The sequence below is a fragment of the Rhodobacter calidifons genome, from assembly GCF_011174775.1.
GTDB lineage: Bacteria > Pseudomonadota > Alphaproteobacteria > Rhodobacterales > Rhodobacteraceae > Tabrizicola > Tabrizicola calidifons.
Window position 1 is genome coordinate 187,067 of record NZ_JAANHS010000007.1, and the last position, 24,975, is coordinate 212,041.

At 67.7% G+C, this 24,975-nt stretch carries 24 protein-coding genes; 7 read left to right on the forward strand and 17 right to left on the reverse strand.

The genetic code is table 11. From position 1 onward, the window contains the following. The first annotated feature begins 49 nt into the window (after window positions 1–49). From gyrA to gluQRS, 4 genes are all read left to right on the forward strand, one after another. Window positions 50–2,767 carry a DNA gyrase subunit A gene (gyrA, locus tag G8O29_RS11395; protein WP_166403358.1) on the forward strand — a complete coding sequence of 906 codons (2,718 nt, stop codon included), beginning with the start codon at window positions 50–52 and terminating at the stop codon, window positions 2,765–2,767. Next, entirely contained in the window at window positions 2,754–3,062 is a 309-nt protein-coding gene (locus G8O29_RS11400; RefSeq protein ID WP_166403359.1) for a hypothetical protein, read from the forward strand. The genes gyrA and G8O29_RS11400 overlap by 14 nt, the downstream gene beginning before the upstream one ends. Continuing rightward, entirely contained in the window at window positions 3,059–4,393 is a 1,335-nt protein-coding gene (gene trmFO / locus G8O29_RS11405) for a methylenetetrahydrofolate--tRNA-(uracil(54)-C(5))-methyltransferase (FADH(2)-oxidizing) TrmFO (protein WP_166403360.1), read from the forward strand. The genes G8O29_RS11400 and trmFO overlap by 4 nt, the downstream gene beginning before the upstream one ends. Window positions 4,394–4,481: 88 nt before the next feature. Continuing rightward, the gene (gluQRS, locus tag G8O29_RS11410) at window positions 4,482–5,327 is read left to right on the forward strand and encodes a tRNA glutamyl-Q(34) synthetase GluQRS (RefSeq protein WP_166403361.1); all 846 of its coding nucleotides are present in this window, start codon (window positions 4,482–4,484) and stop codon (window positions 5,325–5,327) included. A gap of 28 nt (window positions 5,328–5,355) precedes the next feature. Here the strand turns inward: gluQRS and hisI are convergent, their stop codons facing one another. Continuing rightward, entirely contained in the window at window positions 5,356–5,733 is a 378-nt protein-coding gene (gene hisI / locus G8O29_RS11415) for a phosphoribosyl-AMP cyclohydrolase (protein ID WP_166403415.1), read from the reverse strand. 61 nt (window positions 5,734–5,794) lie between these two features. Between hisI and G8O29_RS11420 the strand changes: the two genes are divergently transcribed. Then, the gene (locus tag G8O29_RS11420; RefSeq protein ID WP_166403362.1) at window positions 5,795–6,241 is read left to right on the forward strand and encodes an iron-sulfur cluster assembly scaffold protein; all 447 of its coding nucleotides are present in this window, start codon (window positions 5,795–5,797) and stop codon (window positions 6,239–6,241) included. Window positions 6,242–6,365: 124 nt separating this feature from the next. Here G8O29_RS11420 and G8O29_RS18710 read toward each other — a convergent pair whose 3' ends face one another. The 5 genes from G8O29_RS18710 to sciP form a co-directional block, all read right to left on the reverse strand. Next, on the reverse strand, window positions 6,366–6,488 hold the full coding sequence (locus G8O29_RS18710; RefSeq protein WP_302848578.1) for a hypothetical protein: 123 nt from the start codon (window positions 6,486–6,488) through the stop codon (window positions 6,366–6,368). Between the two features lie 100 nt (window positions 6,489–6,588). Further along, window positions 6,589–8,688, reverse strand: coding sequence for an ATP-dependent DNA helicase RecG (recG, locus tag G8O29_RS11425; RefSeq protein WP_166403363.1), 2,100 nt, complete (start codon window positions 8,686–8,688; stop codon window positions 6,589–6,591). Further along, window positions 8,685–10,796, reverse strand: coding sequence for an NAD-dependent DNA ligase LigA (gene ligA / locus G8O29_RS11430; protein ID WP_166403364.1), 2,112 nt, complete (start codon window positions 10,794–10,796; stop codon window positions 8,685–8,687). Before ligA ends, recG begins: the two co-directional genes overlap by 4 nt. A gap of 57 nt (window positions 10,797–10,853) precedes the next feature. After that, a complete protein-coding gene (gene ctrA / locus G8O29_RS11435) occupies window positions 10,854–11,561 on the reverse strand; it encodes a response regulator transcription factor CtrA (protein WP_166403365.1) in 708 nt (235 codons plus the stop codon). A gap of 95 nt (window positions 11,562–11,656) precedes the next feature. After that, on the reverse strand, window positions 11,657–11,935 hold the full coding sequence (sciP, locus tag G8O29_RS11440; protein WP_166403366.1) for a CtrA inhibitor SciP: 279 nt from the start codon (window positions 11,933–11,935) through the stop codon (window positions 11,657–11,659). 124 nt (window positions 11,936–12,059) lie between these two features. On the opposite strand from sciP, the gene mnmA reads away from it, so the two are divergent. Together mnmA and G8O29_RS11450 are read left to right on the forward strand one after the other, a co-directional pair. Next, window positions 12,060–13,196 carry a tRNA 2-thiouridine(34) synthase MnmA gene (gene mnmA, locus G8O29_RS11445; protein WP_166403367.1) on the forward strand — a complete coding sequence of 379 codons (1,137 nt, stop codon included), beginning with the start codon at window positions 12,060–12,062 and terminating at the stop codon, window positions 13,194–13,196. Further along, window positions 13,193–13,696, forward strand: a complete 504-nt coding sequence (locus tag G8O29_RS11450; protein WP_166403368.1) for a DUF2059 domain-containing protein — start codon at window positions 13,193–13,195, stop codon at window positions 13,694–13,696. Before mnmA ends, G8O29_RS11450 begins: the two co-directional genes overlap by 4 nt. Here the strand turns inward: G8O29_RS11450 and lpxB are convergent. From lpxB to frr, 11 genes are all read right to left on the reverse strand, one after another. After that, entirely contained in the window at window positions 13,656–14,774 is a 1,119-nt protein-coding gene (gene lpxB / locus G8O29_RS11455) for a lipid-A-disaccharide synthase (protein WP_166403416.1), read from the reverse strand. The genes G8O29_RS11450 and lpxB overlap by 41 nt on opposite strands. Window positions 14,775–14,862: 88 nt before the next feature. Next, complete coding sequence (locus tag G8O29_RS11460) at window positions 14,863–15,666, reverse strand: LpxI family protein (RefSeq protein WP_166403369.1); 804 nt, start codon at window positions 15,664–15,666, stop codon at window positions 14,863–14,865. A 3-nt stretch (window positions 15,667–15,669) separates the two neighbouring features. Next, a complete protein-coding gene (lpxA, locus tag G8O29_RS11465) occupies window positions 15,670–16,476 on the reverse strand; it encodes an acyl-ACP--UDP-N-acetylglucosamine O-acyltransferase (RefSeq protein ID WP_166403370.1) in 807 nt (268 codons plus the stop codon). Window positions 16,477–16,483: 7 nt separating this feature from the next. Further along, window positions 16,484–16,945 (reverse strand): 3-hydroxyacyl-ACP dehydratase FabZ, encoded by a 462-nt coding sequence (fabZ, locus tag G8O29_RS11470; protein WP_166403371.1) that lies wholly within the window; start codon window positions 16,943–16,945, stop codon window positions 16,484–16,486. A 99-nt stretch (window positions 16,946–17,044) separates the two neighbouring features. Continuing rightward, the gene (locus G8O29_RS11475; RefSeq protein ID WP_166403372.1) at window positions 17,045–17,551 is read right to left on the reverse strand and encodes an OmpH/Skp family outer membrane protein; all 507 of its coding nucleotides are present in this window, start codon (window positions 17,549–17,551) and stop codon (window positions 17,045–17,047) included. A 77-nt stretch (window positions 17,552–17,628) separates the two neighbouring features. Then, complete coding sequence (gene bamA / locus G8O29_RS11480; RefSeq protein WP_166403373.1) at window positions 17,629–19,968, reverse strand: outer membrane protein assembly factor BamA; 2,340 nt, start codon at window positions 19,966–19,968, stop codon at window positions 17,629–17,631. A 167-nt stretch (window positions 19,969–20,135) separates the two neighbouring features. Then, entirely contained in the window at window positions 20,136–21,464 is a 1,329-nt protein-coding gene (gene rseP, locus G8O29_RS11485) for an RIP metalloprotease RseP (protein ID WP_166403374.1), read from the reverse strand. After that, complete coding sequence (dxr, locus tag G8O29_RS11490) at window positions 21,464–22,648, reverse strand: 1-deoxy-D-xylulose-5-phosphate reductoisomerase (RefSeq protein ID WP_166403375.1); 1,185 nt, start codon at window positions 22,646–22,648, stop codon at window positions 21,464–21,466. Before dxr ends, rseP begins: the two co-directional genes overlap by 1 nt. 4 nt (window positions 22,649–22,652) lie before the next feature. Beyond that, window positions 22,653–23,462: a phosphatidate cytidylyltransferase gene (locus G8O29_RS11495; protein WP_166403376.1), complete on the reverse strand. Its 810-nt coding sequence runs from the start codon at window positions 23,460–23,462 to the stop codon at window positions 22,653–22,655. Continuing rightward, complete coding sequence (gene uppS / locus G8O29_RS11500) at window positions 23,459–24,193, reverse strand: polyprenyl diphosphate synthase (protein ID WP_302848579.1); 735 nt, start codon at window positions 24,191–24,193, stop codon at window positions 23,459–23,461. The genes G8O29_RS11495 and uppS overlap by 4 nt, the downstream gene beginning before the upstream one ends. A 22-nt stretch (window positions 24,194–24,215) precedes the next feature. Further along, complete coding sequence (gene frr / locus G8O29_RS11505; RefSeq protein WP_166403377.1) at window positions 24,216–24,782, reverse strand: ribosome recycling factor; 567 nt, start codon at window positions 24,780–24,782, stop codon at window positions 24,216–24,218. Between the last annotated feature and the right edge of the window lie 193 nt (window positions 24,783–24,975).

The window sequence follows — 24,975 nt, forward strand, 5'->3', positions numbered from 1 at the left end:
ATCGTCGCGCCTGCTACATCTTGATCCCGCAAGGAAGGCGCGCGCCCTCATGGCCGATACCCCGGAAGATACTGAAAAGAAAGAAGAAAGCCCGGAGCGTCCCAGCTGGCACGGCCCCCAGGTCGATATCGCGGCCGAGATGAAGACCGCCTATCTCGATTACGCGATGAGCGTGATCGTTTCGCGGGCAATCCCCGACCTGCGCGACGGGCTGAAGCCGGTGCACCGCCGCATCCTGTTCGCCATGCAGGAATCGGGCAATACCCATGACAAGCCCTACCGCAAGTCCGCCCGCCCGGTGGGCGACACGATGGGGAAATACCACCCCCACGGCGACTCTGCGATCTATGACGCGCTGGTGCGGATGGCGCAGCCTTTCTCCATGTCGCTGCCGCTGCTGGACGGCCAGGGCAATTTCGGCTCGATGGACGGCGATAACGCGGCGGCCATGCGCTATACCGAAGTGCGGATGAACAAGCCCGCCGCTTTCCTCTTGGCCGACATCGACAAGGACACCGTCGATTTCCAGGACAACTACGACGGCAAGGACAAGGAACCCACCGTCCTGCCCGCCCGGTTCCCCAACATGCTGGTCAACGGCGCGGGCGGCATAGCGGTCGGCATGGCCACCAACATCCCGCCGCACAACCTGGGCGAGGTGATCGACGGCACGCTGGCGCTGATCGAGAACCCCGACATCTCCATGGAGCAACTCATGGAGATCATCCCCGCCCCCGACTTCCCCACCGGGGGCGTGATCCTCGGCCGCTCCGGCGCGCGCAAGGCCTATCTCGAGGGGCGCGGCTCTGTCATCATCCGCGCCAAGACCCATATCGAGGAGTTGCGCAAGGACCGCTGGGCCATCGTCATCGACGAGATCCCCTATCAGGTCAACAAGGCCACGATGATCGAGAAGATCGCCGAACTGGTCCGCGAAAAGCGGGTCGAGGGCATCGCCAACATCGCCGACGAATCCGACCGGATCGGCGTCCGCGTGGTGATCGAGCTGAAACGCGACGCGACGCCCGATGTGGTGCTGAACCAGCTCTTCCGCTTCTCGGCGATGCAGGTTTCGTTCGGCTGCAACATGCTGGCGCTGAACGGCGGCCGGCCCGAACAATTGACGCTCCGCGATTTCCTCAGCCATTTCATCACCTTCCGCGAGGAAGTTGTCGCCCGCCGTACCGCCTTTGAACTCCGCAAGGCCCGCGAGCGCAGCCACATCCTCTGCGGCCTCGCCGTTGCCGTCTCGAACGTGGACGAAGTTGTAGCGACCATCCGCGCCTCCGCCGACCCGGCCGAAGCGCGCGACAGATTGATGACCCGCCGCTGGCCCGCGCATGACATCGCCGCGTATATACGCCTGATCGACGACCCCAGCCACACGATCAACGAGGACGGGACTTACAACCTGTCCGAAGTCCAGGCCCGCGCGATCCTCGACCTGCGCCTGCAACGCCTGACCGCGATGGGCGTGAAGGAAGTCACCGACGAACTGGAAGAATTGGCGGCGAAGATCAAGGATTACCTCGACATCCTGTCCTCGCGCGACCGAATCATGGGCATCATCTCGGATGAACTCCGCGAGGTGAAGGCCCTCTTCGCCGTCCCCCGCCGGACCGAGATCGCCGACTGGTCCGGCGACATGGAGGACGAGGATCTGATCGAGCGCGAGGATATGGTGGTGACCATCACCTCGGGCGGCTACATAAAGCGCACACCGCTTGCCGAATTCCGCGCCCAGAACCGCGGCGGCAAGGGCCTGTCGTCGATGCAGACCAAGGACGACGACGTGGTCACCACGCTTTTCGTCGCAAATACGCATACTTGGCTTCTGTTCTTCACAACAGATGGCATGGTCTACAAACTGAAGACCTGGCGCCTGCCGCTTGCCGGCCGCACCGCCAAGGGCAAGGCCCTGGTCAACATCCTGCCGATCCAGAACGGCATCACCGTCGCCGCCCTGATGCCGGTGGACGTGCCCGAGGAGGACTGGGGCAACCTCCAGATCGTCTTCGCCACCTCCGACGGCGACGTGCGGCAGAACGACCTCAGCGACTTCACCAACGTCATGCGCAACGGCAAGATCGCGATGAAACTGCCCGAGGGTGTCTCCCTCGTGAACGCCGCCATCGCCGACGAGAACGACGACGTGATGCTGGTGACGGAAGCCGGCCGCGCCATCCGCTTCTCCACCACCGAAATCCGCGTGTTCCGGTCGCGCGAATCCACCGGCGTCCGCGGCATCAAGCTGGCCCCCGGCGACCAGGTGGTCTCCATGTCGATCATCCGCCACTTCGAGGCCACGCCCGAGGAACGCGCCGCCTATCTGAAACAGCGCCGCCTGATGGCCGGGATCACCGAGGACGAGGCTGACGACGAGGAAGAAACCGTTGCCGCAGGCCAGCTTAGCCCCGAACGCTATGCCGAGATGTCCGCGGCCGAGGACCTGATCCTCACCGTCACCAAGGGCGGCTCGGGCAAGCTGTCGTCCAGCCACGACTACCCCGTCCGGGGCCGCGGCGGCATGGGCGTCAAGGCCATCTCCCCCGGCCCGCGCGGCGGGCGCATCGTCGCCTCCTTCCCGGTGGAGCTTTCCGACCAGATCATGCTCGCCACTTCCACCGGCCAGTCGATCCGCGTGCCGGTCGATCAGGTCAGCTTCCGCTCGCGTTCGGCGGGTGGCGTGAAGATCTTTGCCATCGGCCCGGACGAGGAGGTCGTCTCGGTGGCCCGCGTGGCCGATCAGGGCGATGACGAAGCTTGAACTCCGTCTCGCCGCCCTCGCGGCCGCGGGCGAGACCATCACCTACGGCGATCTCGCGCGCGAACTCGGCCTGCGCATGGCCGATCTGACGGCTCGCCTGGAAACCCTGATGGAAACCGACGCCGCCGCAGGTCAGCCCTTCCGCGCCGCCCTCCTCCGCCAGCGGCTTTCGCCCCTTGGCCACCCGGCCCCGGGCTTCTTCGCCAAGGCCGCCGCGCTTGGCCGCAGCGTGGACATCGACGCCGAACGCCGGGCCTTGTTCGCCGCCGCCCGCCCCGCTACATCGGCCCCATGACCGAACCCCTTCACATCATCGGCGGCGGCATGGCGGGGTCCGAGGCCGCCTGGGCCGCCGCGAACCTGGGCGTGCCCGTGGTGCTGCATGAGATGCGCCCCAGGGTCGGCACTTTCGCGCACCGCACCGGCGATTTCGCCGAGATGGTCTGTTCGAACTCCTTCCGCTCGGACGATCACGAACGCAATGCGGTGGGTCTGATCCACTGGGAGATGCGTCAGGCGGGCAGCCTGGTGATGGAGATGGCACACCGTCACCGCCTTCCCGCCGGGGGCGCCCTGGCTGTGGACCGCGATCCCTTCGCCAAGGCCGTCACGGAAAGGCTGAAGTCGCATCCTCTGATTTCCACGTGCTATGAAGAAGTTACAGCCCTTCCCTCATCCGGCCACTGGATCATCGCCACCGGCCCGCTCACCAGCCCCGCGCTGGCCGAAAGCATCCGCGCCGCCACCGGGGCCGAGGCGCTGGCCTTCTTCGACGCCATCGCGCCCATCGTATATACAGACACCATCGACATGTCTGTCGCCTGGCTGCAAAGCCGCTACGACAAGGGCGACACCGAGGACGAGCGACGCGCCTACATCAACTGCCCGATGACCCGGGATCAGTACGAGGCCTTCATCGACGCCCTCCTCGCCGCCGAAAAGACCGAGTTCCACGAGGGCGAGACGGCCGGCTATTTCGACGGCTGCCTGCCCATCGAGGTGATGGCCGAACGCGGACGCGAAACGCTGCGCCACGGGCCGATGAAACCTGTCGGCCTGACCAACGCGCACCGGCCGGACGTGAAACCCTATGCCGTGGTCCAGTTGCGCCGCGACAACAAGCTGGGCACGCTGCACAACATGGTCGGCTTCCAGACCAAGATGAAATACGGCGCGCAAACCGCTGTTTTCAGAATGATTCCGGGTCTGGAGAATGCCAGTTTCGCGCGTCTGGGCGGCATCCACCGCAACACCTTCATCAATTCGCCCACGCTGCTGGATGCGCAGCTGCGGCTGAAATCACGCCCGTATATACGCTTTGCGGGCCAGATCACCGGGGTCGAAGGCTATGTCGAATCCGCCGCGATGGGCCTTCTCGCGGGCCGCATGGCGGCGCAAGAGATCCTCGGGCGCGAACTGCCCCCTCCGCCCCCGGAAACGGCTATGGGCGCGCTTGTCACCCACATCACCGGCGGGGCCGAGGCAAGGACCTTCCAGCCGATGAACGTGAACTTCGGCCTCTTTCCCCCCATCGACGCGCGCGGAGGTCGTCGAGGCCGCCACGACCGCTACAAGGCCTATACCGACCGCGCCAAACAGGCGTTCACCGCATGGCTGTCGGGCTGAACGCCTTCCGGGGAAACCCCGCCCCGGCCCCCGAGCCGGGGCCTCCCGAAACCCGAGAGGTCCCGGGTCAAGCCCGGGACGGGGTCGCATGTTCGTAACCCGCTTCGCCCCGTCTCCCACCGGCCCCCTGCATCTTGGCCATGCCTATTCCGCTATCCTTGCGCATGACATGGCGCGGGCCGCAGGCGGGCGCTTCCTGCTGCGGATGGAAGATACCGATCTCGACCGCTGCAAGCCCGAATACGATGCCCTGATCCAGGAGGATCTGACCTGGCTGGGCCTCGACTGGGATGGCCCGATCCATCACCAGGCGCCGCAGATAGCTTACTACAACGCCCGCCTCGAAGCCCTTGACGGCAAAGGACTTCTCTACCCCTGCTCCTGCACCCGCTCCGACATCCGCGCGGCCCTTGCCGCCCCGCAGGAAGGCATTGCGTTCAACGTCTACCCCGGCACATGCCGGGGCCGCCCGATGGCCAGCCGCAAACCCGGCGACGCCCTGCGCCTGAACCTTGCCGCCGCCCTGGAGGTTCTTGCCGCCGCCGATCTGAGCTTCACCGAGACCGGCCCCGCCCACGCAGGCCAGCATCGGGTTGGCCCCGACGCAGCCCTGCGCCAGATCGGCGATGTGGTCCTGTCGCGCAAGGGCGAGGACATCGTGGCCTATTTCCTCGCCTCGGCCTTCGACGATGCCGATCAGGGGATCACCCATGTCATCCGCGGCGAGGACCTGTTCGACTTCACCCCGGTCCAGGTGATCCTGCAACATCTCTTCGGCCTGCCGACCCCGGTCTACCACCACCACCGCCTGATCCGCGACGATCAGGGCAAGCGGCTGGCCAAACGCGACGACGCCCGCGCCCTCTCGAAGTACCGGGCCGAAGGTGCAACCCCTGCCGACATCCGCCGCATGGTCGGGTTACCTAATCCTTAACGCCCGCAGCCAAGCCCTTGATTTCGCTTCACGCGCCAAGGGCGCCGCGCGCGGCGGGCTGCAGGATCTCGACCTCCTCCCCACCCCGGACCGCCGTATAGAAGCACGACCGACGGTTCGTGTGACAGGCCGGCCCCTCCTGTTCCACCAGCACCAGCAGGCAGTCCCGATCACAGTCCACCCGCAGTTCCACCAGCCGCTGGTGGTGGCCCGAGGTCTCTCCCTTCACCCAGAACTCCCCCCGCGACCGCGACCAGTAGGTCACCTTCCCGGTCTCCAGCGTCCGGCTGACGGCGCCTTCATTCATCCAGGCCACCATCAGCACCTCGCCCGACGCGGCATCCTGCGCCACGCAGGGGATCAACCCCGCCGCATCATACTTTAGTGTGGCCGGGTCGAAGGACATGGGCTTCTCCTTGGCAGGCAGCTTCTTCGGGTCTACATACGAGGTCACCGAAGGAATTTCCATGAGCAGCGACGCCGACCTCATCAAGCTCTACTCCGCCCGCATCCTCGGGCTGGCCGCCGACATCCCCCATCTCGGCCGCCTGCCCGCACCGCAGGGGACCGCCCGCCGCCGCTCGCCGCTTTGCGGCTCGACGGTCACGGCCGACGTGGTGGTCAAGGACGGCCGCATCGCCGAATTCGCCCAGGACGTGAAAGCCTGCGCCCTGGGTCAGGCCGCTGCGGCGGTGCTGGGGCAGGTGGCAATCGGCCGCAGCCTGCCCGAACTCCAGGCCGCCCGGGACGCGCTTCGCGCGATGCTGAAGGCCGACGGTCCGGTGCCGGCCGCCCCCTTCGACGGCTACGAAGTCCTCCTCCCCGCCCGCGACTACAAGAACCGCCACGCCTCGATTCTCCTGGCGCTGGAGGCCGTGTGCGAGGCGATGGAGGCCGCGCAGGCCGCAGCCTAGGGCGGCAGACAAAAAACCGCCGCGCATCCGGGGGCGGATGGCGGCGGCAGGTGCGCGTCTGGATGGACGGTTGGCCAGGCGAGGCGGACCGCCACCCTGGGGGACAGAGCGCGGGGCAGAACCCTCAATGCAGGCCGGGCACGGACAGCACGGCGAAGAGAATCACGAACAGCGAGGCGACACCGACCAGATCTTCCAGCGCGCCCCTGGGGGAGTGGCTGAGCAGGGTCTTCACGGCGTCTTTCATCGCGGCCTCCATGACTTGTTGCCGGATTGTTCTCACATTCGCGACGCCCTGTAAAGAACTTTTTAAGAACATTCGTGAACAGACCGTAACCAGACCCGCGTCATCCGACACTCATCAGCCGCAGCGCGCGGTCCTGGTCCATCAGCCACAAAAGCATGCGCGCCGCCTTGCCTCTGGGGCTGGCAAGGTCCGGGTCGTCCAGCAGAAGCTTGCGCGCATCGCTCTGCGCCAGGGCCATCAGACCCGCCTGCCGCTCCAGGTCGGCCACGCGAAAGCGCGGCAGGCCGGATTGCGCCGTCCCGATCAGATCGCCTGCCCCGCGCATCGCCAGATCCTCTTCGGCGATGCGGAACCCGTCCTCGGTGTCGCGAATCGTGGTCAGGCGCCGACGGCCCGTCTCGTTCAGGGGTGGCTGGTAGAGCAGGAGGCAGGTCGAATCCGCCTCGCCCCGCCCGACGCGGCCGCGCAGCTGGTGCAGCTGCGCCAGGCCGAAGCTTTCCGCCTGTTCGATCACCATGATCGTGGCGTTCGGCACGTTCACGCCCACCTCGATCACCGTCGTCGCCACCAGAACCGAGGTCTCGCCCGCGACGAACCGCGCCATTGCGGCGTCCTTCTCGGCCGGAGGCAGCTGCCCGTGGACCAGACCGACCCGGTCGCCAAGCGCTGCGCGCAGATGGCGGAATCGTTCCTCGGCGCTGGCATAGTCCACCACCTCGGATTCCTCGACCAGCGGGCAGACCCAATAGGCCTGCCGCCCCTCGGCCACCGCGCGGCGCAGATGATCGACCACCTCGTCCAGCCGCTCGGCCGAGACCATCGCGGTGCGGATCGGCTTGCGGCCCGCCGGCTTTTCGTCCAGCACCGAGACATCCATGTCGCCATGCATGGCCAGGGCCAGGCTGCGCGGAATGGGCGTGGCGGTCATCACCAGCACATCCACCGCCCTGCCTTTCGACCCCAGTTCCATCCGTTGCGCGACACCGAAACGATGCTGTTCGTCCACAACCGCCAGCCGCAGGTCCTTGAATGCCACGTCCTTCTGGAACACGGCATGGGTGCCGACGAGGATCGGGATCCGCCCCATGGCCAGATCCTCCAGCTTCATCGCCCGCTCGGGCCCCCGGTCGCGGCCGGTCAGCAGTTCCAGCCGCACCCCCGCGGCCCGCGCCAGCGGGGCAAGCCCTTCGAAATGCTGCCGCGCCAGGATCTCGGTCGGCGCCATCATCACGCCCTGCCCCCCGGCCTCGACCGCGATCAGCAGGGCCTGAAAGGCGACCAGGGTCTTGCCCGCCCCGACATCGCCTTGCAGCAGCCGGTTCATCCGCAGAGGCCGGGCCATGTCGGCGGCGATTTCGCGCAAGGCGCGGATCTGGGCAGCTGTCGGCGCATAGGGCAGGCTTTTCAACACCTTGTCACGCAAGGTCCCATCCCCTTCGGTCACCACCCCCTTGCCCTTGCGCAGGGTGCTGCGCGCGATGGACAGCGTCAGCTGATGCGCGAAAAGCTCGTCATAGGCAAGGCGCTGGCGCGCCGGATGGGTGAAGGCCAGGCCCGCCGCGTCGGTCGGACCATGCGCCAGGGCCAGCGCGCCGGGCCAGTCGGGCCAGCCCTCGCGCTGCACAAGGCCCGGGTCGATCCACTCTGCCACCGCCGGCAGCCGGGTCAGCGCGGCCTGCACCGCCTTGCCGACCAGCCGCTGCGTCAGCCCTGCGGCCAGAGGATAGACCGGCTCGTAGGCCGGGATCTCGCCCGCCTCCTCCACCCGCAGGACGTGATCGGGGTGCACCATCTGGGCGATGCCGTCGAAAAGCTCGACCTTGCCCGAGACCAGCCGCCGCTGCCCGGTGGGAAGCAGCCGCGCCAGCGCCTCGGCGCGGGCGTGGAAATAGACCAGCCAGAACTCCACCCGCGCGTCGCGCACATGGATGCGGTAAGGCCCGCCCTTGCGCCGGGGCGGGACATGCCGGCCGATCTCGACTTCGACCGTCAGCGTTGCCGGGGGGACGACCTCGCGCACCGACCGGCGCAGCGCGCGGTCGATGCCGGAATGCGGCAGCAGGTACAGCAGATCCTTCGGCCGCGTCACGCCCAGGCCCTCGAACGCCTTCGCAGCCTTTGGTCCGACGCCCGGCAGCGTCTCCAACCCGGCGAACAGCGGGAACAGCGCCTCTGGCCGGGACTGCTCCTCCCGGCTCATCCGCCGATCAGCTCCAGCCAGGCATCCTCGTCGATGATCCGGACGCCAAGGCGTTCCGCCTCCTTGGCCTTCGATCCCGCCCCCGGCCCGGCGACCAGAAGGTCGGTCCTGGCACTGACGCTGCCGGCCACCTTGGCGCCCAGGGCTTCCGCCCGCGCCTTGGCCTCGGCGCGGGTCATCCGTTCCAGCGTGCCGGTGAAGACCACCGTCAGCCCCGCGATGGGCGAATCGACCTGACCCCGCGCCGCGACCGGCAGGATCGTCAGCTGCGCGACCAGCGCGTCGATGGCGGCGCGCTCGGCCGGATTGGCAAAGGCGTCGACCAGGCTCTGCGCCATCACCGTGCCCACCCCGTTGATGGAGGTGAGCTCCTCCCACTCCGGCGAGCCCGGTGTCGCGCGGGTGACGGCGGCCTCGAAGGCCTCCCAGCTGTTGTAGTGGCGCGCAAGCAGACCGGCGGCGACCTCTCCGACATGGCGGATGCCCAGCGAAAAGATCATCCGGTCCAGCGGGATCGTCCGGCGCGCCTCGATCGCGGCGAAAAGCTTCGCGGCCGAGACCTCTCCGAAGCCCTCCCGATTCTTCAGCTTCTGCAAGGGGTTGCTCGCGTCTCTTGACGCAAGGGTGAAGATGTCGGCGGGGGTCTTCACCGGAAGGATCTCGTCGCGGAAGAACATCTCGATCTGTTTTGCCCCAAGCCCCTCGATGTCGAAGGCGCCGCGGCTGACGAAATGCTTCAGCCGTTCCATGGCCTGCGCCGGGCAGATCAGCCCGCCGGTGCAGCGGCGGACCGAATCGCCCTGCTCGCGGCGGGCGGGGCTGCCACACTCGGGACATTCTGACGGAAAGACAAAGGGTTGCGCGCCGTCCTTGCGGCGGGAAAGATCCACGTCGGCGATCTTGGGGATGACATCCCCGGCGCGATAGACCTGCACCCAGTCGCCGATGCGGATGTCCTTGCCGTCCCGGATCGGCTGGCCCCGGCTGTCGCGGCCGGCGATGTAATCCTCGTTGTGCAGGGTCGCATTGCTGACCACGACCCCGCCCACGGTGACGGGCCGCAGGCGTGCGACAGGCGAGAGGGCACCGGTGCGGCCGACCTGGATGTCGATGCCCAGAAGCTCGGTCCAGGCCAGCTCGGCGGGGAACTTGTGCGCCAGCGCCCAGCGGGGGGTGGAGGAGCGGAAGCCAAGCCGCGCCTGAAGGCCGAGGTCATCCACCTTGTAGACCACGCCGTCGATGTCATAGCCCAGCGTGGCGCGCTCTGCCTCGATCCGGCGATACTGGGCCAGCATCTCGTCAAGTCCCGCGCAGAGCGTGGTCAGCGGATTGGTCGGAAATCCCAGGGCCTTCAGACGCTGGATCGCCTCGAACTGGGTGTCGGCAAGCGGCGCGGAGTGTTCGCCCCAGCCATAGGCGAAGAACCGCAGCGGCCGCGCGGCGGTGATGCGGGCGTCAAGCTGACGCAGCGATCCCGCGGCGGCGTTGCGGGGATTGGCAAAGCTCCTGTCGCCGCTGGCCGCCTGGCGGGCATTCAGCGCGGCGAAATCGGCATGCGACATGTAGACCTCGCCCCGGACCTCCAGCACCTCCGGCGCGCCGGTCAGCTGCTGCGGAATGTCGGCGATGGTGCGGGCGTTCTCCGTGACGTTCTCGCCCGTCTCGCCATCGCCGCGGGTCGCGGCCTGGACCAGGACGCCCCTCTCATAGCGCAGGGACAGCGACAGGCCGTCGATCTTCGGCTCGGCGGTGTAGCGGATCGTGCCCTCGAGGCCCAGAAAGCGGCGGATGCGGTCGTCGAATTCCACCACATCCTCGGCGGAGAAGGCGTTTTCCAGGGACAGCATGCGGACCCGGTGCCGCACCTTGCCGAAGCCCTCGGCCACGGCGCCCCCCACCTGGTCCGAGGGCGAATCCGGCCGTTTCAGATGCGGAAACCGGGCCTCGATCAGGGCATTGCGTCGTTTCAGCGCATCGTACTCCGCGTCCGAGATCTCGGGCGCGTCCAGCGTGTGGTAGGCGGTGTTGGCGGCCGCGATCGCCCTTGCCAACCGTGCCAGTTCGGCCCGCGCCTCGGCCTCTGTCAGGGTTTCGACCGCCTTCTCCATCCTGCCCGCCCCCTTGCTGCCCGAAGACGTTAGGCGGCGGGCCGGAGAAGGTAAAGATCAGGCGCTGGCCGCCAGCCGGGCCTGTCCGCCGGCCGGGTCGCGCAGCACATAGCCGCGGCCCCAGACCGTCTCGATGTAATTGTCGCCACCCGTCGCCTCGGCCAGTTTCTTGCGCAGCTTGCAGATGAAGACATCGATGATCTTCAATTCCGGTTCGTCCATGCCGCCGTAAAGATGGTTGAGGAACATTTCCTTGGTCAGCGTCGTCCCCTTGCGCAGGGACAGAAGCTCCAGCATCTGATATTCCTTGCCGGTCAGATGCACCGGCTTGCCATCGACATCCACGGTCTTGGCATCCAGGTTCACCGAGATCCGCCCGGTCCGGATCACCGACTGGCTGTGGCCTTTCGAGCGGCGGATGATGGCATGGATCCGCGCCACCAGTTCCTCGCGGTGGAAGGGCTTGGTCAGGTAGTCGTCGGCACCGAAACCGAAGCCTTTCAGCTTGTTTTCCGTGTCATCCGCGCCCGACAGGATCAGGATCGGCGTTTCCACCCTGGCCTGGCGCACCTGGCGCAGGACCTCGTGCCCGCTCATGTCCGGCAGGTTCAGGTCCAGCAGGATAAGGTCGTAATCGTACAGCTTTGCCAGGTCGATCCCGTCCTCGCCCATGTCGGTGCAATAGACGTTCAGGTTGGCATGGGTCAGCATCAGTTCGATGCTGCGCGAGGTCGTGGGGTCATCCTCGACAAGCAGAATACGCATGATCCAATCACTCCGCTCAGGTTCTCATCGTTAACGAACTTGCCGCCAATTGGTTAACCGAGCGTTACTATGCCAGAGGGAGAAATTGAATCCATTTAAAGTTGTCTATACTTTCGGATCGAGGTGACTTTCAGCCCGTCCTCGCCGTGTTTCAGCGCGGCAGTGCGCCACAACGCGAACTCTTCCTCCGACAGCGCATAGCGCTCCAGCGCCTCGCGTTCGGAGATCAGGCCGAAGACCACGGCCTTCACCACCACCGCCTTGCGGCTGGCCACCCAGCGCCGGGTGTCCACCGGCGGCAGATCCGCCCGCGAAAGGATGCTGCCGTCGGGCAATGTGACCTGTCTGGGTCCGTCGACACGCTTGAGAAACATCACCGATCCCTCTCCGTTTCGACCGAAGATGCCGCAACAGGCTTAATCAAAGCTGAAACTGGGGATTGAGACTGCACAGCATTTTCATATATTCCCCATCATTCCCTGAACCCGGACAATCATCATGCCGCGCGACCTGGCCCTCAACTCTCTTGGCCTGCCCAAACCCCCGTCCGAGACGCGGGTGGTCGTGGCCATGTCCGGCGGTGTGGACAGTTCGGTCGTGGCGGCACAGCTGGCCGAGGAAGGCTATGACGTCGTGGGCGTCACGCTGCAATTGTATGACCATGGCGCCGCGCTGGCGAAGAAGGGGGCCTGCTGCGCGGGCCGCGACATCCACGACGCGCGCCGGGTGGCCGAAACCATGGGCTTTCCGCATTACGTCCTGGACTACGAGAACAGCTTCCGCGAGGCGGTGATCGAGGAATTCGCCGATGCCTATCTGGCAGGCGCGACGCCGGTGCCCTGCATCCGCTGCAACGAGCGGGTGAAGTTCAAGGATCTTCTGGCCACCGCCAGGGATCTGGACGCCGATTGCATGGCCACCGGCCACTACATCCAGCGCAAGATGGGCGATCACGGGCCGGAACTGCATCAGGCCGCAGACCCCGCGCGCGACCAGTCCTACTTCCTCTTCTCGACCACGCCGGAACAGCTGGACTACCTGCGCTTTCCGCTGGGCCATCTGGCCTCGAAGGCCGAAACCCGGGCGCTGGCGGCGAAATACGGGTTGCCGGTTGCGGACAAGCCCGACAGCCAGGACATCTGCTTTGTCCCGAACGGCAACTATGCCGCCGTGATCGAAAAGCTGCGCCCCGGCGCCGCCGATCCGGGCGAGATCGTGGATCTGGACGGACATGTCCTCGGCCAGCATCGCGGCGTGATCCACTACACGATCGGCCAGCGCAAGGGCCTGGGGATCGGCGGGCTGGAGGATCCGCTCTATGTGGTCAGGCTTGATCCTGCCACGCGCCGCGTCATCGTCGGCCCCAAGGCGGCGCTTTCGACCCGCATCGTCCCGGTGCGCGAGATCAACTGGCTGGGCGATGCCCCCTTCGACAGCCGCCCCGAATGGCAGCTGAACGTCAAGGTGCGCTCCACCCGTCCGCCCCGCGCGGCGATCCTGCGCCCGACCGGCCCGACCACCGCCGAGGTGGAACTGCTGGCGCCCGAGGATGGCGTGAGCCCGGGCCAGGCCTGCGTCTTCTACGCCCCCGAGGGCAGCCGCATCTTCGGCGGTGGCTGGATCTGGAAAGGATGACCCCTGTAAGACCGCTTGTTCTGGCCGCCCTGCTGGCCCTGGCCACCCCCGCCCTGTCCGAAACTCGGGAAGAACGGGTGGCCGCGGCCAGCGAATATGTGGAACTGGCGCTTGCCGCCTTCGACATGGGGGCGGTGATCGAGACGATGTATCAGCCGATCCTGCAACAGGTGGCGACAGGCGGCCAGACGCTGAGCGAAGCGCAGATCGGGGAAATCCGTCGGCTCTACCTCGACACCTTCACCGAACCGATGTTCGCCCTGATGCGCGACCAGTCCCAGATCATGGCCGACATCATGACCCTGGCCGAGATCACCGCGCTGCGCGACTTCTACGCCACGCCCGAGGGGCGATCGGTGATGGCCAAGCTGCCGCAACTGACCGCGGCGCAGCAGCCGGGGATGATGGCGCTGATCAACGACCAGATGCAGGGGCTGATGCCCAGGGTTCTGGCCGTCATCAACGGCGAACAGCCGCCAGGACCGACCGCGCAGCCCTGAGACCGGGGGCCTCTCCCCCCTTGCCCAGCCGCTCCATCGTCAGCGCCATGGCGGCTTTCTGCGCTGCCGGGGCGGCGAGAACCGCCTCCAATGCGGGGGCGATCCTCTCGGCGCGGCAGTCCGGCCCGATGAACTCGGGCACCGCGCGCGTTTCGCTGACCAGATTGACCAGCGTCACCGTGTCCACCAGCGCCGCGCGGCGCATCAGCCACAGGGTCAGCGGGTGCATGTCATAGGCGATGACCATGGGGCAGGCGTTGGCCGCCAGTTCCAGCGAGACGGTGCCCGAGGCCGCCAGCGCCACATCCGCCGCGGCGAAAGCGCCGCGCTTGGCGGCTGCATCCTCGATGATCGTGGGGACAACGGGCCAGGAGGCCGTCATTTCGCGCACCAGCCCGGCCACCCCCCGCACCGTCGGCACCGCCACCCGCAGCCCCGTATGCCGCGCCTTCAGCCGCCCGACCACCTCGCGGAAGACCGGCGCCAGCCGCGTGACTTCGCCCCGCCGCGACCCCGGCAGCGCCAGCAGAAGCGGTCCCTCGCCCGCAAAGGCGGCCCGTTCGACCTCGGAGGCCAAGGGCTCGGCCACCACCGGATGACCGACGAAATCGCAGGTCATGCCGGCGGCCGTCATGTAGGGCGGCTCGAAGGGCAAGAGCGCCAGCACATGATCGATCACCCGCGCCATCTTCTGCGCCCGCCCCGGCCGCCAGGCCCAGACCGACGGCGCGACATAGTGGATGGTGCGCATGTCGGGCCGCGCGGCCTTGACGATCTTCGCCACCCGCAGGCAGAAATCCGGGCTGTCGATGGTGACCAGCGCCTCGGCGCCCGAGGCCAGCGCGGCGGCAGCCGCCTCGCGGATGCGCCGCTTCAGGTGGAGATACTTCGGCAGCACCTCGGCGATGCCCATCACCGAAAGCTCTTCCATCGGGAAAAGGCTCGCCATCCCCTCGGCTTGCATCATGGGTCCGCCGATGCCCGCGAACTCCACTGCCGTCAGGGATTTCATCCCCGCCATCAGCGCGGCGCCCAGCCGGTCGCCCGAGGGCTCGCCCGCGATGAGGAACAGCTTCACGGGACCGCTCATCGCCGGTCCGCGACCGCTCTTCGCTGCGGCGTGCCCGGCGAAGAGCGCCGCGAAGCAAGCGATGAGCCCCCTTGGGTCATGCCCGCGACCACAGGAACAGTCCCAGCTCTCCGGCCAGGCGGCGCATTTCGGGCAGGTCGAGGCAGATCACCGATCCGGCCTGGAAGGCGATGCCGCCAAGACCCGCCGCCGCCGCACCGCGCAAGGAATCCGGGCCAAGCGTCGGCAGGTCGATCCGCCGGTCCTGCCCCGGCTTCGCCGCCTTGTAGAAGACGCCCCGCCCCCGCGCCGGATCGGGCCGCAGCGCGCCGATGCCCGCCACCTGCGCCAGAAGCGCATCGGTCCCCGGCAGCGCCTCGACGCCCAGGCACAGGCCCTGCGCCACCACCGCGCCCTGCCCCACATCAACCGCCCCCAGCGCCGCGACGATCTCGGCGGCCCGTGCCGCATCGGCCTCGTCGCGCGCGCCGACCGTCCCGGCCAGCACGCCCGCGCCCGGAAGCAGAGCCGGGGCCACGTCCTCGACCCCGGCCACGGCAAAGCCGAACTCCTCGAACAGCTCGATCACCACCCGCAGCGTCGCATCGTCCCCCGCCGCCATCGCCTGCATCAGCCGCGGCACCAGCGCGGCCGTGCCCTCGTCGAACAGGGCCGGGTCCAGACGCGGCCGGCTGACCGCACCGGCAAAGACCACCCGGCCCACGCCGTCCCGTTCCAGCGCGCGCAGGAAGGGAACCAGTCGCTCGACGCGGAATGTCAGGTCCACCGTGATCCCTTCGGGCGAAAAGCCATCCAGCGCCGCGACCAGCGGCGGCTCGGCCATCGCCTGGGCCAGTTCGGCCGGCAACCGCCCCCGCCCGGCGATGATCGCGGATCGCATGGCTCAGCGCCCGCCCTTGGGGGTCAGGAAGCTGCGGTCGGATTTCGACAGGATGAATTCGGCGATCTCGCGCACCAGCGGATTGTCGCTTTCCTCGGCCAGCTTGCGCGCGCGATCGACAAAACTGCCGTCCTCCTGCGCCAGGGTCTGATAGGCGGCCCGCAGCGCAGTGATCCCGGCCCGGTCCACGCCCCGCCGCTTCAGCCCCACCAGGTTCAGCCCGTCCAGCTCGCCCCGCGGCGCCTGCACCAGACCGTAGGGGATCACGTCATTGGTCACCATCGTCACCGCCCCGATGATCGCCCCCTGCCCGATCCGCACCCATTGATGCACCCCGGACAGCCCGCCCACGATCACGTCGTCGCCCAGCACCACATGGCCCGCGATGGCCACGTTGTTGACCAGGATCACCCGGTTGCCGATCTGGGCATCGTGGCCGACATGGGCGCCGGTCATGATCAGCACGTCATCGCCGACCCGCGTGATCCCGCCGCCGCCCTGGGTCCCGGTGTTCAGCGTCGCGCCCTCGCGGATCCGGCAGCGACGCCCCACGACCAGCCGGGTATGCTCGCCCTGGTATTTCAGGTCCTGCGGCACCTCGCCCACGGTGGCGAAGGGAAAGATCACCGAATCGTCGCCGATCTCTGTCCATCCGGTGACGACGGCATGCGACTTCACCGTGACCCGCGCGCCCAGCACGACCTCGGGCCCGATGATCGAAAAGGGGCCGATGACGCAGCCCTCGCCCAGCACCGCCCCGCTTTCGACAAGGGCAGAAGGATGGATGCGGGCTGTGGGGTGGATGCTCATGCCCGGCTCAGGCCCTGGCCACGTCGAACATCGCCATGAAGGTCGCCTCGCAGGCCAGCTCGCCCTCGACCATGGCACGGCCCTCGAACTTCCAGACCCGGCCCCCGCCGCGCAGCGCCTTGACATGCAGCTCCAGCACATCGCCCGGCACCACCTTGCGGCGGAACTTCACCCCGTCCACGCCCATGAAGAAAACCTTGGCGTTGCGGTCCACCAGATCCATCGACAGGCCGACCAGCACGCCCGAGGTCTGCGCCATCGCCTCGATGATCATCACGCCCGGAAAGATCGGCATGCCGGGGAAATGGCCCTGGAACTGCGGCTCGTTCAGGGTGACGCACTTGATGCCGACACAGGACTCGTTGAGCACGATGTCGCGCACCTTGTCGATCAGGAGGAAGGGGTACCGGTGCGGAATGATCCGCTGGATCAGATCCAGATCGGCATGTGTCACGGCGCTTGCCTCCATCCTGTCACCCCATCCCCGGCCAAAGGGCCGCACGCTTTGCGGCCTAGCTAGCAAGTCGCGCGCCGTGGCACAAGTTGCTGCGGCCCTGCGCGCGGCCGTTCAGGGCGCGGCCGGCGGCGGCGAGGCAAGCGCGGCATTGACCCGGCGGATCGCCTCGTCGGTCACGTCCACCGCCGACAGGGAGAGAATGACCTGGCTCTTCTCCAGGATCACCGTCGCCCCGCTGTCGCCAAGCAGCGCGCCAAGCACGGGCACCGCCACCTCCAGAAAGGCCTTGCGGTCCTGGTCGCGCCGCTCGGTCAGCCGCCGGGCCTTGGCGTCCTGTTCGTCCCGGATCCGTTCCACCTTGGCATCGAAAGCAGCCGCGCGGGCCGAGAACTCTTCGGCGCTCAGCGTCGCCCGGGCCTCGGTCAGCGCCTGTTCCTCGGCAATGAGTTCCGCCTCGATGCGGCGGTTCTCCTGCTCCAGCGCCGATGTATCGGCCCGTTCGCGCGCGATCACCGCCTTGCCGAAGTCGGATTCCAGGAACAGCCGGTCCTGATCCAGCGTCAGGATCGGCGCCGGCACCGGGATGTCCTGCGCCATCGCCCCCGCGCCCAGCAGCATCAGGCCCGCGGCGATCCAGGTCCGAAGCCCCGGGCGCCCCCTTCCGCGGCGCCGGAGTCCGTGCCGCACCGTCATGCTCAGAACCTGGTCTGGACCGTCAGGTCGAAGGTCTGTTCCTTGTCGTAGTCTTCCTTCACCAACGCCCGGGTGAAGTTGAAGCGCAGCGGCCCGATCGGCGTGGTCCAGAACAGCGACAGGCCGACCGTGGCGCGCGGGTTGAATCCGTCATCCACCTCTGCCCCGCCGAACCCTGCCGTGTTGTCCAGGCTCCAGACCGAGCCGACGTCGAAGAAGGCGCCGCCCGAGATGCCGTATTCCTCGGGCAGGCCCAGCGGGAAATCGGCCTCGAAGCGCGCCACGGCGAACATGTTGCCCCCCAGCGCGTCCTGATTGGCGGCGCCCAGATCGCGCGGGCCATAGCCGTTCGGCTCGAAGCCGCGGACCTTGCCGTTGCCGAAGAAACGGTCGGTCACGCGCGTGACATTGCCGCCGAGCGAGGTGATCGCGCCGCCCTCGACGATGGCGCGCAGGGTCACTTCCTCGTTCAGGACCTTGGTCTCGGCCAGGGCAAGCGCGGTGGTCTTGATATAGCTGTTGTCGCCGCCCAGCCCCGCGAAGTCCTGGCCAAAGCGCAGAAGCACCCCGCCCTTCGGGTTCAGGCCGGTGATCCGGTTGTCGAACTCGTAGGTGTAGCCCACAAAGGCGGTCCGCCGGGCGCCCTCGGCCTCTTCGGCGATGATGATGGGCGAGTCGCCGGTATAGTTGTACAGCTTGTCCTCGGATGCTCCGATCCGCAGATCCAGCGTCGATTGCTCACCCACGGCAAAGCCGATCCCGGTGTTGAAGCCGATGTTGCGGGTGTCATAGACCGAGAAATCGGATTCCGAGGTCCGATAGAAGGCCCCGATCGAAAACCGCATGTCCCGGCCCAGGAAGGCCGGCTCGGTGAAGCTGAAGCTGGAATTCTGGTTGCTGGACGCGGTCGAGATCGACAACGACAGCCGCTGGCCGCGACCCAGGAAATTCGACTCGGAAAAGCCGATGTTGAAGCCGGTGCCGTTCGCCACCGAATAGCTGACCCCGAAGTTCAGCGAGCCGGTCGGCTGTTCCTCGACATCGACGTTCACCACCACCTGATCCGGCGCCGAGCCCTGGTCGGCGTTGACCTGGGCATCGGAGAAGAAGCCAAGCGCGCGGATGCGCTCGGCGGCCTGACGGATCTCGCGCGGGTTGAAGGGGTCGCCTTCGCTCGTGCGGAACTGGCGCCGCACCACCTGGTCAAGGGTGGTGGTGTTGCCCTCGATGTCGATCCGCTCGACGAAGATGCGCTGGCCGCGGACGACGGCGAATTCGATGTCCACTGCCTGGTTGCGGTTGTCGCGGGTGATGCGCGGTTCGACCCGGATGAAGTTCAGGCCCTTCTTCAGCGCCAGCGTCTCCATCCGGGTGATGTTGTTGTCGATCAAGAGCGGGCTGTAGGTCTGACCGGTGCGGATGCGCTGCACCGCCTCGAACTCGGCCGTGTCCAGCCCCTCGACCTCCGAGACGGTCGTGACCTTGCCGATCTTGTAGGACAGCCCCTCGCGCACGGTGAAGGTGACGAAGGTCGCGTCCCGTTCGCGGCTCAGCTCCGCGCTGGCATCGACCACCTGGAAATCGATGAAGCCGCGCGACTGGTAGAAGTCGGTCAGCATCTTGCGGTCCAGCTCCAGCCGCTCGGCGACGAAAGTGTCGCGCTGGATCAGCGTGCGCAGAAGGCCGGCCTGCTTGGTCGCCAGCACCTGGCGCAGCCGGCGGTCCGAAAAGGCCTTGTTGCCGACGAAGCTGATCCGCTCGTTCTCGACCACGCGGCCCTCGGTGATCTCGAACACCAGATCGACGCGGTTTTCGCTGCGGCGGATGATCTTGGGCGTCACCGTCGCGGCCAGACGCCCGCCCACCCGGTAGGCCTCGGCCATGGCCGCCGCATCGGCCTCGGCCTGGGCGGGGGAATAGACCCGGCGCGGCTGCGACTTGATCAGCTCGGCCAGCTTCTCGTCCTTCAGCCGCTTGTTGCCCTCGATCGAGATGACGTTGACGATCGGGTATTCCCTGACCCGGATCACCAGGGTCGAACCCTGCGGCAAGAGTTCCACCGTCTCGAAGAGGTTCGAGTTCAGGATGCGCTGGTAGGCGTCGTTCAGCGCGCCGGCCGACAGCTCCTGCCCGCGCCTGATTCCGGCATAGTTCAGGATCGTCGCGGCATCGACGCGCTCATTGCCTTCGATGGTCACGTTCGAAAAGGAATAGACCTGGGCATGGGCCGGCTGAAGGAACGGCTGCGAAGCCGTTGCGGCGCCGAGGAAAACCGCCGTGGCCAGCAGACGAGCCCCGGACCTTGCCCGGGCCGTCCGTCCCTGGGCTGCGCGTTGGGTCATCCGCATTGTGCATCCTCGCCGAATTTCTTGTTTCGGGATTGACTAGCGGGAAAGCGCAGGTTTGTCAAAAGCCTGCGGTCCCTGTGGATAACTTTGCAAGATGTTGTGGTCGCAGGGCAATGCCCGCAGACCAGGCCGCGGGTCGGAGCGGCCGGCCTGTCCGGCCCTCAGTGGCACATGAGATCGCGGCTCAGCCCGAACAGCATGATCGACAGGACCAGCGTCAGCCCCACGGTCGTCAGAATCCGCAGCGCCCGGTCCGACGGCTTGCGACGGGTGACGGCCTCATAGGCGTGGAACACCAGATGTCCGCCGTCCAGCACCGGAATCGGGAAGAGGTTCAGGATGCCCACCCCCAGCGACAGGATGGCCAGCATGCTGACGAAGCTGACCGCGCCATTGCGCGCCGCGTCGCCCGCGGTTTCGGCCATGCCGATCGCGCCCGCGAGGTTGCAGCTGGAGATGGCGCCCTGGATCATGTGCCACAGGCCCGAAAAGGTGGTCGTGGTCATCAGCCACATGGTCTGCGCCGCGCCGGTGACGGCTTCCCACGGGCCGACCCGGCGCACGGCCGGTTCGAAGAACATCCCCGAATAAAGCCCCAGCAGATAGCGCTCGGTGAAGCCGCCGTTGCCATCGTCCACCGTGCGGATGCGCGGGGTCAGCGACAGCTCGAAGGTGCGCCCGTCGCGCCAGACCGTCAGGGTCACCGGACGGCCCTTGCTGGCCGAGACGATCTCGGGCAGTTCGGCGAAGAAGCGCACGTCCCTGCCGTCCACCTTCAGGATCACGTCACCGGCGCGCAGCCCCGCATCCATCGCGGCCGAGCGGATCTGCACCTCGCCCACCACCGGCGCGCGGGGATGCGGCCCGGTGACCTCGATCTCGTCCGTGCCACGCCGCAGGGTATAGCGCAGCGCCACCCTGTCCTCGATGGCGTCGATCACCCGGTTGAACGTCGCCCAGTCCGGCGTGGGCTGGCCTTCCACCGCCAGGATCACGTCGCCCTCGACCAGCGCGGCGCCCTCGAAGGGGAAGGCCCGGACCTTGCCCACCGTCGGCTCCTCGCGCGGGACGCCCACGGCCAGCGACAGACCCGCCAGCAGCACGAAGGTCAGGATGAAGTTGAACACCGGCCCCGCCGCCACCGTCGCCGCCCGCGCCCACAGCGGCGCGCCGGCCATCGTGTGGCGCTTTTCGTCCGCCGACAGGCCGGAGACATCGCCCGCGCGGACCGAGGACGCATCCGCATCGCCCAGGAACTTCACATAGCCGCCGAAGGGAATCGCCGCGACCTGCCATTTCGTGCCGCGCCGGTCGGTGCGGCTGAACAGGACCGGGCCGAAGCCCACCGAGAAGACCTCGGAATGGATGCCCGTCCAGCGGCCGACGATGTAATGGCCGTATTCGTGCACGAAGACGATCACCGACAGCGCGATCACGAAGAACACCACCGTCCAGGCCGTGCCGCCAAGCGCCGCCACAATCGCTTCCATCACCGCTCTCCTGCCTGCCGGCGCGCGATCTCGCCCGCCCTTTGCCGTGCCAGATGGTCCACGGCCTGCACATCCTCAAGGGTCATTCTGTCGTTTTCGCGGCCAAGATCGGGATCGAGTGCCGCAAGCGTCGCCTCGACCACCCGGCCCATGTCCATGAATCCGATGCCGCCCGCGAGGAAGTGATCCAGCGCGATCTCCTTCGCCGCGTTGAAGGCCGCCCCGGCCAGGCCGCGCCGCGCCATCACCTCGCGCGCCAGCCGCAGCGCCGGATAGCGCGCGAGGTCCGGTGCCCGGAAGGTCAGCTGCCCGATCGCGGCCAGGTCCAGCCGCGCGACCGGCAGATGCGACCGCTCCGGCCAGTTCAGCGCATAGCCGATGGAATGGCGCATGTCGGGCGCGCCCATATGCGCCATGATAGCACCGTCGCGGTAGCCGACCATGGAATGGATCAGGCTTTCGGGATGGATGATGACCTCGACCTGTTCGGGCGCGACGCCGAAGAATTCCCGCGTCTCGATGACTTCCAGCGCCTTGTTGAACATGCTGGCCGAATCGATGGTGATCCGTTTCCCCATCGCCCAGTTCGGATGCGCCAGCGCCTCGGCCACCGTGGCCTGGGCCAGCCGCTCCAGCGGCCAGTCGCGCAGCGCCCCGCCCGAGGCGGTCAGGATGATGCGTTCCACCGTTGCGATGTCCTCGCCGACCAGCGCCTGGAAGATCGCCGAATGTTCGCTGTCCACCGGCAGGATCCGCGCGCCATGCCGGGCGGCCTCGGCCATCAGCAGGGGGCCGGCGGTGACCAGGCTCTCCTTGTTGGCCAGGGCCAGGGTCCCGGCGTGCCGCAGCGCGCGGAACCCCGGCGCCAGACCGGCGGCACCGACGATCGCACTCATGATCCAGTCGGCCGGGCGGTCCGCCGCCTCGAGGATGGCCGCCGCCCCCGCCGCCGCCTCGACGCCCGATCCCGCCAGCCGCGCGCGCAGCTCCTCCAGGCCCCCGGGGTCGGCACAGACCGCCACCTCGGCCCGCAGGGCGCGCGCCGTCTCGGCCAGGCGGGCGATGTTGCGCCCGCCGGTCAGTGCCACCACACGGTGCGCCTCGGCCCCGCCGGCGCGCATCAGAAGATCGACGGTCTGCTCGCCGATGGACCCGGTGACGCCGAAGATCGAGACGCTGCGCATCCGCTCAGCCTCCGAACAGCCGCGTGACCGGGGCGAAAAGCCCCAGCAGCAGCACGAAGCTGACCGCGCCGATCAGCGCGTCGAAACGGTCAAGCACCCCGCCATGGCCCGGAATCAGAACCGAGGAGTCCTTGACCCCCGCCCGCCGCTTGATCCAGCTTTCGGCGATGTCGCCCAGCTGTCCGGCCAGGGCCATCAGCGCCGAGACCGGCACGATCAGCCAGCTGGTCCCCGCGACCAGGGCGAAGGCCAGACCGACCAGCGCCGCGCCGACCCAGCCCGCCACCGTGCCCGACCAGGTCTTCTTCGGGCTCAGCGCCGGCCAGAACTTCGGCCCGCCCACCAGGCGCCCGACGAAATAGCCCAGCACGTCCGACACGATCACCACCGCCACGACCCAGAGAATCGCCCGGTCGCCGCCGGCCTCGCGCAGATCGACCAGCCCGTAACCCGCCAGCATGATCGCCAGCGCATAGGCGCCGGAAAGCCGGCGGTCGCGCCGCGGGGTCAGGATCAGCACCAGCGTCGGCACCATCAGGAACAGCGTCGCGATCTCGCTGCGCAGGACAAGAGCCAGCATCAGCGCCGCCCCGGCCAGAACCGCGATGGTCACCGGCGCGCGCCGGCGTTGGGGCGCCGTCATCGTCGCCAGTTCCCAGATCATCACCGCCGTCAGCACGATGACCAGCGCGGCAAAGGCGGTGCCGCCCAGCCAGATCTCGACCGCCCCCACCGCCAGCATGACGATGGCCGACAGGATGCGCGTGCGCAGGTCCGCCCATCTGCCGGCAGGCGCCGGCCCCGGCTCGCTCACCGGACCACCCCGCCGAAGCGCCGCTGCCGGTTCGAGAAGCGCCGCACGATCGCCGCAAGTTCCTGGGGGCCGAAATCGGGCCAGAGCGTCTCGGTGAACTCGTATTCGGCATAGGCTGCCTGCCAGGGCAGGAAGTTCGAGGTCCGGGTCTCGCCCGAGGTGCGGATCACCAGGTCGGGATCGGGCAGGCAGGCGGTATCCAGCCGCTCGGCAAAGGCCGCCTCGGTCAGGTGCCGCGGGTCCAGCAGGCCCGAGGCCGCCGCCTGGGCCACGGCCTTGACCGCGCGCAGGATCTCGTCCCGCCCGCCGTAGTTGACCGCCACCGTCAGGTTCAGCCGGTCCAGCCCCGCCGTCCGCGCCTCGATCCCGGCCATCAGCCGTTGCAGCTTGGGGTCCAGCCGGGTCCGGTCGCCGATGAAGCGCATCCGCACGCCCGCCATGGCCAGCCGGTCGGCCTCGCGCTCGATGTAGCGGGCGAAGATCGCCATCAGGCCCAGGACTTCCTCTGTGGACCGCTTCCAGTTCTCGGTGGAAAAGGCGTAGAGCGTCAGCCACTTGATCCCGAGGTCGGGTGCGGCCTTGACGATCTCGCGCACGCGTTCGGCGCCCTTGCGGTGGCCCACCAGCCGCGCCCAGCCCCGGTTCGTGGCCCAGCGGCCGTTGCCGTCCATGATGATCGCCAGATGGTTGACCGGCCGCGCCGGGGCCTCCACCTGCAAGTCCTTCGACAATCGCCGCCCCTCCGACTGCAGGTCAGACCTGCATGATCTCCGCCTGCTTGGCCTCCAGCGCCTTGTCAACCGCGGCGATCGCCTTGTCGGTCAGTTCCTGCACCGCGTCGGACCAGAATTTCTGGTCATCCTCGCTCATGCCCTGCGCCTTGGCCTTCTTGATCTGGTCCATTCCGTCGCGCCGCACGTTGCGAATCGCAATCTTGGCCTGTTCGGCATAATGCGCGGCAACTTTGGTCAATTCGCGGCGACGTTCCTCGTTCAGCTCCGGAATCGGCAGGCGGATCAGCGGGCCGTCCGTCACCGGGTTGATCCCGATGCCGCTTTCGCGGATCGCCTTCTCGACCTTGCCGACCAGCGCCTTGTCCCAGACATTGATCACCACCATCCGCGGCTCGGGCACGTTCACCGTGCCCAGCTGGTTGATCGGCGTCATCTGGCCGTAGGCTTCGACCTGGATCGGCTCGACGATCGCGGCCGAGGCCCGTCCCGTCCGCAGCGAGGCGAACTCCGTCTTCAGCGCCGCCATCGCGCCATCCATCCGGCGCTGAAGCGCGTCGGTGTCGATCTCGATCTCTTCATGAGCCATCTTGCTGCTCCTTCACTTCCCCGGCGGGCTGCCCGCCCCGCGATTTCGCGCTCTATAGCAGAGCCTGCGCGGCCCGGTATAGGCCAAAGCACCTGCCCGCAACTTCGCCCGCCCGCCCGCCTTGGTTAACCGCGCAGAGGCCAGACCGGGTGCCATACGCATGCCAGACGGATGCCAGACGGATGGCAGACCG